This is a genomic window from Exiguobacterium sp. BRG2, assembly GCF_031844245.1.
Taxonomy (GTDB): Bacteria; Bacillota; Bacilli; order Exiguobacteriales; family Exiguobacteriaceae; genus Exiguobacterium_A.
On sequence record NZ_JAUZUW010000004.1, the window covers coordinates 121,928 to 134,079 of the forward strand.

Genomic DNA, 12,152 nt, shown 5'->3' on the forward strand with positions numbered 1-12,152 from the left:
TTTTGTAGATTAAGTCATGAAGACGAAGTTAAATCTGCAAATTTAGCAATCATATTTTTTTGGATTTTCAATAGATGCTTACGCTCTGGACTTTTTGAGTCTGTTAATTGAGCGACTCCCTCTACAAGAGCAGGACTGATTTCAGAAAGCTGTTTAAGTTGTTCCTCAACAATCCGGTTTTGTTGCTCGTTTTGAATTTTAACACTTTGACTTAATTGCTCTACCTCTTTAAAAATCTGTTCAATTTTAAAGTATTGTTCTTTTGTGAACTCTTCAAATTGATTTGTTCTCATCATGAACTCATTAGTCTTATCATCAATGACTTGTGTCGAACTTTCTATCCCAGTTGCAATAGTTTGATTGATTTTCTCCGTTGTATCTTCCGCATGCTTTTTCTGAGTCTCTAGTTCGTTATTCATTTCTCCAAAACGTTCTTCTATTACATCAGACAGATCATTCTGTTGTTCCATCAATTCTTTTGATAAGCTATCTTGCTCCTGTAATACTTTATCAATCTCTTCTGCCAACTCTGATGATGCTGTCTTGATTGCTTCAGTTATTTCCTGAATCATTAATTTTCCGAGACTGGTCATGACGACACGACTATCTTCTAATTTTTCTTCAATCTCAAGTAATTGCTTAGAAAGTGTAAGCTGTCCGTTTTTTGCTGTGTCATGCATTTCCCCTAAAATACCTTGACTTCGCGTTATTGTCTCTTCTAATGCTATTCTTGATTTTTTTTCTTCTTCTATGATTTGTTGATTAGTGATTATTAATGTCTCTAATTTCTGATGAAGAATTTCATTTGATTTTTGAGATAGCTGTGTTTGCGTCATATTCGATTGAGCAATGGAACGAAGCCCCACGATACCCAAAACCATGCTCACGACGACTAAACCGTAAGCTATACCAGTTACGTCAGCTATAGGTGAAGCAAGTAATCCTAGTAGACCGATTGCAATCGGCAAAATATAGATATGTATGTTTTTCATGAATGAGTCCCGCCTTATTTAATCCACTGATTGTATTTTTTGAGTACGCCAAACGTATTCTCACTGATATTTTCCTCTTTCAATATCAGTTCTATTTGATGCCTCCGTTTAATGCCATCTTGATTTTCCAGTGCCATCAAAAAGCTACCAATGAACGCTGTCTTTTCAAATACTGAAAGCAATTCGATTTGTTGTAGTACTTGTTTCAGTTCTTCGACAAGTTCAGGGTGCTCACTTGCCATGTGACGAAGCAGTAAGTGACTCAGCATAAGATAATGATTTTCAACTTCAATCAATTCGTTTGTCACGCAATCCCCACTCTTCCAATTGTTCTAGTATATTCGTTCTACCATGTTGGTTCTGCTTTAGTCGTAAGAACTGTTGAATCTCTCTTAATAAAATCGGCATCCAATCCGGAAAAGGCGGGCGATTTTGAAGCCAATACGTATTTAACATATGAGCTGCTACTTCATCCAGTTCTTGATCCCAGTTCAACTCCTCGTGCAGTTGAGATAATTTAAATGAAAATTGTTTAGGGATTTCTGGGAATAACTGATGGTCCGGTCTCTTACTTCTTTCGTCTAATATAACTCTTGTATCATCCAGTAAATCAGCATAGGAAAATTCGACGATGTTCGTTTGACGAACACCAGAGAAACGGTGTAGTGTCATAATCTCTTCTGCGCTTACGACTTGGCTGATTCGATTCTTAGAGAAATAAGTTCGCGACCATAGCGGAAGTTTCACTGTCGTAAACAAAGTAACATTTTCTCCGTCTGGTAACTGCTTCAGTTCATGAGGAGGATAATAAGTAATACTCATCCAGTTTAATGCTGGATGAGTATGCTGTTCTTCCGTTACAATATGAATCTGTTTCTCGTCAGGTAATGAATCAAACAAATCAGTCATCGAATAAACGACTTCCGGTTCACCAGTAAGATATACTTGTCGTTTTTCAGCAGCAAGCGGTACTGACTTTACTAAGTCTGTTTCTCGAATCGCTTTCCACACGGACGGAATATCAGGAGAATGTTCTTGTTGATCGAGTTGATGTGCGAGCCACACTAATTCAGACCGGTACAACATAAGCTCCACCAGAAAGCATTGAATCAATTACATTTAAATGCTGTTTCAACATTGATATTTCTTGATTCAGCTTATCCGTCCCTTCTTGTTTTAGTGCTTCCACTTGCTGAAATTTTTCTTCCCAATGTGCAATTTCTTGGTGTAATTGTTGTGGAAGCATATGATCAAGCACATGTAAAACGTGTCCAAATTCTGTCTTGAACCATTCTGTCAATTGACGTTCTTCTTCCTGTAGCAGCTGCTTTAACTGTAAATCAATTTCTGATTCAAAATGTTCCTGCGCTGCTTGCTGTTTTTTGTTCTCATAATCTGTTTCAAGTTGTCCTAATTTCTGCTCCGTCATTTTTTCGACTTGCATCCGGCGTTGCTCCAACTCTTGACGAAGACGCATATTAGATTTCGCTTTCTCTTCCATCGACTGCAACTGTCTCATTTTCTCATCACGCTCTGATTCTAAAACATATTTTTGAGCGTAAAACGCTTGGCGATGATTTAAATCTTCTCGCTTCGGTTGTTGACGGGTACTATCAATATTTTCTCCGATTTTTTTAGCAATCGATTGCACCGGACTTGTAAATTGATCAAGTGCTTTTGCAGCTTTCAATAAGCCGTTCTCATTCTCACCTGGTCCCTTTCGTACGATGTTTTCATTTGTCTCGGCAATTGTTTTAAGACCCGTCACGACTGCCTTCTCTGCAGCTTCAAATGCTGCTTTCTTGGCAGCAATTTTCATCGCTTCTTTTGTTGCTTCTTTCGCTGCCGTTTTAGCTGCTGTTTTAGCGGCCGTCTGTGCTGCAACCTTTCCCCCTACTTGAACTGCTGCGGATCCGCCTGCCGTCGCAACCGCAAGACCGACTGTTAAAGCCATGTCACCAACGAATCCAATGGCTGAGGCAATTTTGGTCGCTTGATTCGCATCAAATGATTCATCAAGGATGTATCGCGGTACAAATTGTTCGATAGTACGCTCCGTCAAGGATTCGATCTCTTCCTTCAGGCGTACCCGTTCGAACTCATTCTCTTCATCTTCTGGTAATTCTTCTAGTTTCTTTGTTGCTGTCTCAATTTTAGCAAGTTGTTTTTGCCGTTCTTCATCATATTGAAGTTGTAATTGTGACAAATCCGGTTGTTTAATTTGTAACTGAACACCTGTCTGCTCGATTGGTTGGATGGTAATTTCAATCTCTTGACCCATGACTTCTCTCACTTGTCGTTCGATATGTTCAAAAACTTCATTTCGTGTTGAAATGATTACTGATTCTACCTGTAGTGTCAGTACTTCAAGAGACTGACCAGTTGATGCTAACTTTTTAAGTTGCACTTCTAATGTTCGATACTGCGTTCTTACGTACTCACTTAATACAGCCTCAAGATTATTTATCTTATCGTGTAAACTTTCTAATTTTTGTTCGACCTGGAGTTGAGCTTGTTCGAACTGAAGTTGAATGTCTCGTTTTTGAACATCGACTTCTGTCATGTCATCACTCGTCGCCTGTTCGAACAAACGAATCTGTTGGATAATTCGTTCTTGCTCACGATTTAAAAATTGTTCAAGCGCATGCTGAAAACGAGTGGTCTTCACCTGCTTAATCTTTTGTTTGAGTGATTGTAAAAACTCACTTTTCAGATGCTCAATCTGATATCCCGTAAGTGCACTGACGGCATACACTGGGTACACTTTTCCCAGTTGTTCTTCCAATTCTTTTTGCACACGCTGTTTCATCTCTTCAATCGTCACACCTTGCGATTCATCAATATGATCAACCTTATTGACGACGAAGTACAAGTTCGGCTGATAACGTAAAATATGTTTGATATACACGACATCTTCCAACGTCAATCCCTGCCACGACATAACATATAAAACAGCATCTGAAGTAATCAGCGCTTCTTCTGATGCTTCAACGTGGGCTTGAAACTTTGTATTGCGTCCTGGTGTGTCGATGAGCGTGATCTCTTTCAACCAGTCCGGTTGCGACTTTCGAATGACTACACGTTCGATTTCTTCAACGTCTCCGCCCGCCTTTAGGCTTTGCATCTGTGCTGCATCAACAGATTCGTATGTTCCATCGATTTTTAGAACTTCGATACTATCTGCCTCCCCATAAAGAATATGTGTCGGTAGAGCCGTCGTTTCGTTCGTGTGAGTTGGTAGAAAGTCCGGTTGTTCAAACAAAGCATTGATCAATGCTGATTTCCCTACACTAAATGATCCAAAAATACCCAATGTCATTGCTTTTTCTTTGGCTTGTTGTTCAATCAGCTGTAAAAAACGTTGATCTTCCTCGCGTAGCGGGAGTTGTTTGATTTGAGTTAACATGCATTTCCCTCCTAGATTCGTGTCATCATAAGTGACATTTTTTCTTCTTCCACTTTGTCTTTTAATGTACTGATTTCCTTAGCAAGACGCTGGCGTTTTTCCTGCGAATTTGATAGTTGCTCGGACAACTGCGCTTCGCGTTGCGTGGCAGAAGCAAGTAGCTCATCTTGGGAATTGATATACGTTTCGATTTGAGACTCAGCGATTTTCAAGGCATCAAGTGTTCTTAAGAAATCTTTGTATTCACGACGAGTCTGTCTGATCAATGATTCGAAACTCCGGATGACATTTCGTTTTTCTTTTTTTAATTGGCGTTCCGCGTCTTTAAATTGTGATTTCATTTGATCCATAAGCATGAGATTTCTCTGTTCACGCAATTCGCGTTTTTCGTCTCGAATATCCTCCATATTCGTATAAGCCGTTTCTTGCTTAGATAATTCGATTTCGAGTGCATGTTGTTGTTGTTTCTGTTCTTCACTCAAACGATTTTGTTCTTTTAGTAATTCTTTTTTTTGATTGACCAACTGCTCATATTTTGCATTGTCTTTTTCAACAACACCTTTTTTATCAAACCAAAACCGCCGTTCTTTTATCGTTCCATACTTTTCAATGGTTTGAGGTGTTCCTTGAATCAGTTGCTCTTGGAAACGTCGTTCTTCTTGGAACATTCGTTCTTGTTGTTCTTTATCTTCACGTTTTAGACGTAGTTCCGTCTCAATCTGAATTTTTTTGCGCAGTGCTTCGCTCTCCTCCTTTAATTCTGTTTCCTTTTCCATGAATTGACGTGATACTTCTTCATATATTTCTTGGTACGTTTTTTGTTTCAGATGCTTCTTTCGTACTTCAAGTTGAATACCTTTTGCTTCAGATGTCGTGTCCATTTTTACTTCGAAATCATTTAATTCTTTACGCATGGCTAGATTAAGATCACTCGCCAATTGTTTAACTTGAGTTTCAAATAATCCCTGGTAGCCTTTATTGAAACGTCCGAGTTCCTCATTTACTTCGTCTGATAACCCCTCTAGTTCTTCAATTTCTTCAATTGCCTCTTTAACTTCGTTAACCAAGTCTTCGAATTCAACAGAAAATTGTTTTTCATTTTCTCGAATCGTAGACATAAATACATTCTTTAGACGAATCACTTCTTTTTTCAATTGTAAGTTCCTCAGTTGTGCTTCCTCACGTGCCAACTGATGCATTTTTTCCAGGCTATCCAGATCTTCCTCACTTTCAAGCGTAGCCTGATACTGTTCAAGTTCCTCAACTAGATAATCATAAAAATGTTCAATCGCCGCATATGGAACATCTAAGAAATCTTTTGTTTTTTCACCATCGAATAAGTATGTTTCAAGTCTCTGTTCAAATTCTAAGAACCTTGAGTCGTTTAATAACTGATTAGCTGAAGTGGTTTCCCAATGTTTCGTCTTAACGGATGTATCGCGCGATTTTAAAGCTTGCAAAGCACTAACAGGATATATGACTGCTTTGGACGCATCAATTTTTTGATAATCATTTGAACGTAGAGCATTTTCTAACTGATCTTTTACTTCTTGAACTTGATCTACTGGTACACCATCTAATCGATTGGCAACAAAGAAAATCCGATCAATCGAATCTGACAAATCACGCAAAAATTTTATTTCAGTCAATTTTCCGGGTTGTTCCATATTAAACAACAGAATACTGGCATTTGATTTTTTTATTTGTGTTTTCGTAATTTTTTCGTGCTCTGGATTCAAGGCTTGCAGTCCTGGAGTATCGACGAGAACGACTCCATTTTCGAGATAAGGAGATTCAACATACAAATCAACATGATGAATTTGTTCACTAACATTAAGCTTTTCACTCATCTCGGTAACATATTCCGTCAGCTCCAAGTAAGGTACGTCCATTTCATTGCCATCCTTAAAAACAACTTTCGCAACTGGTTCTCCTGTGTGATTTGGTAATTCATTTAAGTGACGAATGAAGTTGACCGTCGCTGTCGTCGGTGTAACTTTGGATGGAAGGATTTCTCGTTGTAGCAACGCATTAATGAAAGTAGACTTTCCTGTAGAAAACTCTCCAACTACTACGATTTCAAATCTTTCTCCTTCCCAGTTTTTTTGAAGTGTCTGCAGGTTTTCCATCAATTGTCCAACTGGCAAGACATTCTGATAGGTTTCTTCAATTTTTTTCCCAATTTCATAAGCATCCGTAAAACGACCTTGCAGTTCACGCTTTTTTTCCATGAATTGTTGCCGAATCATAAACTCACTCCTCAAAGTACTTTGATTTTTTGAATAGCTGTTTCTTTAGATATCTGTATGAATTTTTTAAACGCTTTTTCGATTCGTTGAGTGTGCTCATCGTATCGTTCGTACTGTAGCTCTAAAAGTTCATTCCATTCTTTTTGCATCTCATCAATTTTGGAAGCATGTCCCTGTTTAACAATTTTTGATTTATTTAGTACAGTTGTATACAACGCCATCATTAATTCTTGTGCGTGCGCTTGCTTCATGTCTTCTAGCACTTCATATTCTTTTTCAAGCATCTCTTTATCGCGCTCGACTTCATTAAATTTCTCTTTAAATTCCTGTTCGATGAGACGTTTCTTCTTTTGGTAGGTATTATGAATCGCTTGAAATTTTTCGTCCCAGCGTTCTTGGTTTGAATAATCATATCCGATGAATTCTTGTCGTTTCCAAAATAGGATACCTTTTGTTCGATAACGTTCCCTCGGCTCTGGTTTTACCCCTAGATCCCGCTCTTCTTCTTTCTTTTGGCTATCAACTTCTTGTTTGGCTGCATTTTGTTGAATCTGTAGCTCTTGTTCCATACGGTGAAGATTATTATTTTTTTGCTGTACTTTTTCTTCAAATGAAACATAGTCAGCATTTTCACTGTTATACTCTTCAAAAACTTCGAATGTATCATCTATTCGGTAAGGTGTCAGTTTTATTTCTTTAATGATGCTCTCAAAATCATCCCAGCGGATATCAATATTTGTTCCCAGTTGTTGAAGCGCTTCAAAGAAGGATTGGTCATCCTGCTGAATACTTTTTTCAAAAGATACAACAAACCGATCAGCAAACCTTTCCATTTCTTGATGCCAAAGATAATAAGATTGTTCAATATCGTTTAGATGTTGAATATATCGTTCTTTTAAGCCGTCCATTTGTATGTAACTAGTAGTTGCAATGTTATCTTTTAGCGTTTTTGCATACACTGCATACTTTTTCTTTACAATGTCAAAAACAACTTTACCTTCTTGTTTCCACTCTTTTTCATACATCAGATTGAGCGATTTTAAATGACTCTTACGTTCTTTAATTAGCGACAGTCCTTCTTCTTTCACTTTGTCATAATCAAGTTCAGTCAGAAGGATTAAACGTTCTAATCGTCTCTTCCGTTCCTGCAGATTTGCTGATTCATCCGCTTCCTCTTCTTTTTTTTGTGCTTCGATTTCTTCTACGATCTGTTTATAGTCATATGCTACTGATCGAAGTTCCGCTTGCTCGTACTCCTTATTTTTCATGTAATCCTGTAATGTCTTTTCAAGACTTAAAATATTCGAAGCTGTAATAAGATTTATATCATTCGTCTGCTTTCCGCATAAAGCCTCTTTAGAAGACACACCTACGATATTAATTTTTTCTCCTAAAAGAAGGGGATTTAACTTTTCATGCACGTCGCTGATAACTTCTTGCCACTGTTCCGACGTCAATTGATCGATATGTGTTCCGACCAAAAATACCTTTTTCTTCTGATTGATAAATTCTTCAATGAGTGGATAATCAGCAGCGTCCAGTCCCTTTGTTCCTAAAAATAGATACATGATGGCAGAAGAGGTTTTTAATTGCTTCCGCGTCGTCTGAAACGCACTTGCCGTTAACGAATTTGCACCCGGAGTATCAATCAACACAAGATCTTGATTTAGAAATTGTACTGGCCAGTAGAGATCAACGTATTGGAGTTCGTTTGTGATATTTTCCCCTTGGAATGTCGTATACTTTTGTAAATCATCGATGTGGGACATCTTTATGACTTGTTGTGATCCATCTCGTTTGGTTAAGATAACTCTTGTTTCTGTCTGAGTTGCACAATAACGAATCCGGGTCAGAACTTTAGTCGATTCAACGACACGATTCGATAAAATCTCTTCTCCGAGTAAAGCATTCAACAACGCCGACTTCCCGACTGAGAATTGACCAACAACGGCGATGCTGCTCTCAATTTCCATTAGGCGTTTTTGAATCAATACTAATTCTTCACCCCAAAAAGGATCTTCACCATAATGAGAAAGAGATTGATTCACTTCAAGAAGTAACTGATTTTTTTCAAAAAGAGATTGTTTCTGTTTCATATCATCGCATCCTTTTTATTTCTTGCAATTTCTACTCTTTTACAATTCATATCGTATTTGAAATTGATTTAAAAATAGTAATTCAATTTATCAGAATATACATATCCTTATATAAAAAGATTGGAAATTATTAAATCCATTTTTTTCATTATAATCCACAAAAAAATATTTTTTTCTATGTTCATATACAAAAGGGTTATAGATTTTACAGAAATAAATAGTTATTTTATATTTTTAGAAGATTTTTAGGTTTTTTACGTCACCCCTTTACTTTTTTGTATAGGTTATTTTATTCTCAGCAGATTTTTTGTTTATTTGTCACTTCAAAAAATTAGTTTTGAGCAACTTTGCATTGCATTTGTACTCTTACAATCATTAGGTGATTCGCTTTGTTAATCTGCATCATAAAAAACAGGAGTGCAGAATCATACGTTAAAAACGCACGTTATTCTGTACTCCTGTTTTTTGAATTCTATACATGTTAAAACTAGTTAGTCTCTACTATACAAATCCCGCGTATAAACCTTCTCTTCCACATCACTCAACTCTGGATGCATCCGATTCGAAATAATGATATCCGATTCTTGCTTGAACGCTTCAAGATCACGAATGACACGTGAGTTGTAGAACGTATCTTCCGTCAAGACTGGTTCGAAGACTGTCACTTCAATTCCTTTTGCCTTGATTCGTTTCATGATACCTTGGATCGATGAGGCACGGAAGTTATCCGAATCCGTCTTCATCGTTAAGCGATAGACACCTACGACTTTTGGATTTTGTTTGATGATCGTATCTGCGATGTAGTCTTTCCGTGTCCGGTTCGCTTCCACGATTGCACCGATAATGTTGTTCGGAACATCTTCATAGTTTGCCAGTAGCTGCTTTGTATCTTTCGGTAAACAGTACCCACCATAGCCGAATGACGGGTTGTTATAGTGGTTCCCAATCCGGCTATCGAGACCAACACCTTCGATGATTTGTTTCGTATCTAAGTTCCGTACTTCCGCATACGTATCAAGTTCATTGAAGAACGCGACACGCATCGCAAGATAGGTGTTCGAGAAGAGTTTAATTGCTTCTGCTTCCGTCGAGTCTGTCAATAAGACAGGAACGTCTTTCTTCACTGCCCCTTGCAGTAATAAATCAGCGAACTGTTGCGCACGCTCTGACCGTTCACCAACGACGATACGCGATGGATAGAGGTTGTCATGTAACGCCTGTCCTTCACGTAAGAACTCTGGTGAGAAGACGATGTTCGGTGTATCAAATTTTTCTTTTAATTCTTCTGTATAACCTACTGGTACCGTCGACTTGATGACCATCGTCGCATCCGGATTAATCGCAAGTACCGTTGCGACGACGCTTTCGACTGTCCGTGTATTGAAATAATTGCGTACTGGATCATAAATCTGTCGGTGTCGCGATGACGACAAACTCTGCTTCTTTGTAGGCTTCGAAGTTATCTGTTGTCGCGTGTAAATTTAATTCCTTATGTTGAAGGAAGTTTTCGATTTCTGCGTCAACAATTGGTGACTTACGGTTGTTAACCATTTCGACCCGTTCTTTAACGATATCAATCGATGTGACTTCATTATGCTGGGCGAGTAATACGGCCATCGATAGACCAACGTATCCTGTTCCTGCTACCGTGATTTTCATGTACTTAGCACTCCTTTATTTATATCGTCACACCATTCACGATACTCATGAATTCTTTTTTTAGTGTATCAAGTGTCTCGACACTTGATACAAGGTCCTGTTCTTTTACGCTAAAATAGAACTTAATTTTAGGCTCTGTACCGGATGGACGAAGTGTAATCCATGACTCACCTTCTAGATGTATCTTCAATACGTTTGATGTCGGCAAGTTGATACGAGTGATTTCGTTCGCTTTAAGATTAATGCTTTGACTTAATAGATAGTCCTCGATCATCACGACTCGTTTACCTGCAATTTCGTTCATAGGTGCTTGTCGGACTTGTTCCATCATTTCTTGAATTTGCGTTGCACCATCTTTACCTTTTAACGTCAATGAGATAAGATCTTCTTGATAGTACCCATATTGCTCCATTAAGTTAAGTAAGGCATCGTACAATGTCATTCCTTGTTCATGATAATATGATGCGACTTCTGCAATAAATACAGCTGCTTGAACAGCATCTTTATCACGAACAAACTCTTTAATCAGATAGCCATAGCTTTCTTCATAACCAAACAAGAACGTATTTGAAGAGTGCTCTTCAAATTGTTTAATCTGTTCTCCGATGAATTTGAATCCAGTTAATGTATCAATTGTCTCCATACCATAATCGGTAGCAATCGTACGACCAATCTCAGAAGTAACGATTGTTTTTAAGACCGCACCATCCACAGGAAGACTTCCTGCTCGCTTTTTCTGTTCCAATATATAATGTAACATCAATGCGCCCGTTTGATTTCCTGTTAAGACTTCATATTGTCCTTTAGCATTCTTAACAGCAACACCAAGTCGATCTGCATCTGGATCAGTTGCGAGTAATAAATCCGCGTCGTGCTCTTTTCCATAACGAATCGCATACTCAAAAGCCGCATGTTCTTCTGGATTCGGCGAATCGACAGTAGAGAATTCTGGATCCGGAGTCATTTGCTCTGTTACCAGAATGACATTCTCAAAACCAAATCGTTTTAGACCTTCTGGAACAAGATGATGCGCCGTCCCATGAAGTGGCGTAAATACGATTTTCATATCTGCCTTTGTAACTTTTCGCAATTGAAGTGTGTCCAGTGCAGCTAGATATGCTCGATCAAACTCTTCACCAATCATTTGCAACAAACCGGTTTTCAAAAGCGTTTCGTATTCCACAAACGGAATCGTTAATTCGTTTTCAACTTGGTTGATGTACGAAGTAATAACATCCGCCATCTCAAGCGGCATTTGACCACCATCTTCTGCATAAATCTTAATTCCATTGTATTCAGGCGGATTATGACTTGCCGTGATAACGATCCCTGCAAATGTATTCAGATAGCGAATTGAGAAGGATAACTCTGGCGTCGGACGTAGCGCGTCGAAGACATACGATTTAACGTTGTAATGTCCTAGCACTTGAGCAATTTCCATCGCAAACTCTGCTGATTTGTAACGCGAATCATACGCAACGACCACTCCACGTTTCATTGCTTCTTCGCCTTGTTCAACAATATAACGGGCAAGTCCGTCGATTGCTTTACGAACAGTGTAGATGTTCAAGCGATTTGTACCGACTCCTAGCTCACCACGCATCCCACCTGTTCCGAACTCTAACGATTTATAAAAGCGCTCTTCTAATTCTGATGTCTGATTTAAAATAGATTCCAATTCTACTTTCAATTCAGAATCAAGATGGTCATATGTATTCCATTGTTGTGCCTTTTCAAGATAATTCATATT

At 38.3% G+C, this 12,152-nt stretch carries 7 protein-coding genes and 1 pseudogene; all 8 read right to left on the bottom strand.

Annotation, left to right across the window (positions count from 1 at the left end; all coding sequences use genetic code 11):
- Positions 1-14: 14 nt before the first annotated feature.
- On the bottom strand, positions 15-992 hold the full coding sequence (locus Q9R23_RS07245) for a hypothetical protein (RefSeq protein WP_311246709.1): 978 nt from the start codon (positions 990-992) through the stop codon (positions 15-17).
- Between the two features lie 14 nt (positions 993-1,006).
- Positions 1,007-1,300, bottom strand: a complete 294-nt coding sequence (locus tag Q9R23_RS07250; protein WP_311246710.1) for a hypothetical protein — start codon at positions 1,298-1,300, stop codon at positions 1,007-1,009.
- Positions 1,281-2,078, bottom strand: a complete 798-nt coding sequence (locus Q9R23_RS07255; RefSeq protein ID WP_311246711.1) for a hypothetical protein — start codon at positions 2,076-2,078, stop codon at positions 1,281-1,283. Before Q9R23_RS07255 ends, Q9R23_RS07250 begins: the two co-directional genes overlap by 20 nt.
- Complete coding sequence (locus Q9R23_RS07260; protein ID WP_311246712.1) at positions 2,062-4,398, bottom strand: dynamin family protein; 2,337 nt, start codon at positions 4,396-4,398, stop codon at positions 2,062-2,064. Before Q9R23_RS07260 ends, Q9R23_RS07255 begins: the two co-directional genes overlap by 17 nt.
- Before the next feature lie 11 nt (positions 4,399-4,409).
- A complete protein-coding gene (locus Q9R23_RS07265) occupies positions 4,410-6,647 on the bottom strand; it encodes a dynamin family protein (protein ID WP_311246713.1) in 2,238 nt (745 codons plus the stop codon).
- An 11-nt stretch (positions 6,648-6,658) separates the two neighbouring features.
- The gene (locus Q9R23_RS07270) at positions 6,659-8,743 is read right to left on the bottom strand and encodes a dynamin family protein (protein WP_311246714.1); all 2,085 of its coding nucleotides are present in this window, start codon (positions 8,741-8,743) and stop codon (positions 6,659-6,661) included.
- A 491-nt stretch (positions 8,744-9,234) separates the two neighbouring features.
- Positions 9,235-10,402, bottom strand: a pseudogene (locus Q9R23_RS07275) (nucleotide sugar dehydrogenase).
- Positions 10,403-10,421: 19 nt separating this feature from the next.
- A complete protein-coding gene (locus Q9R23_RS07280) occupies positions 10,422-12,149 on the bottom strand; it encodes a phospho-sugar mutase (protein ID WP_311246715.1) in 1,728 nt (575 codons plus the stop codon).
- Between the last annotated feature and the right edge of the window lie 3 nt (positions 12,150-12,152).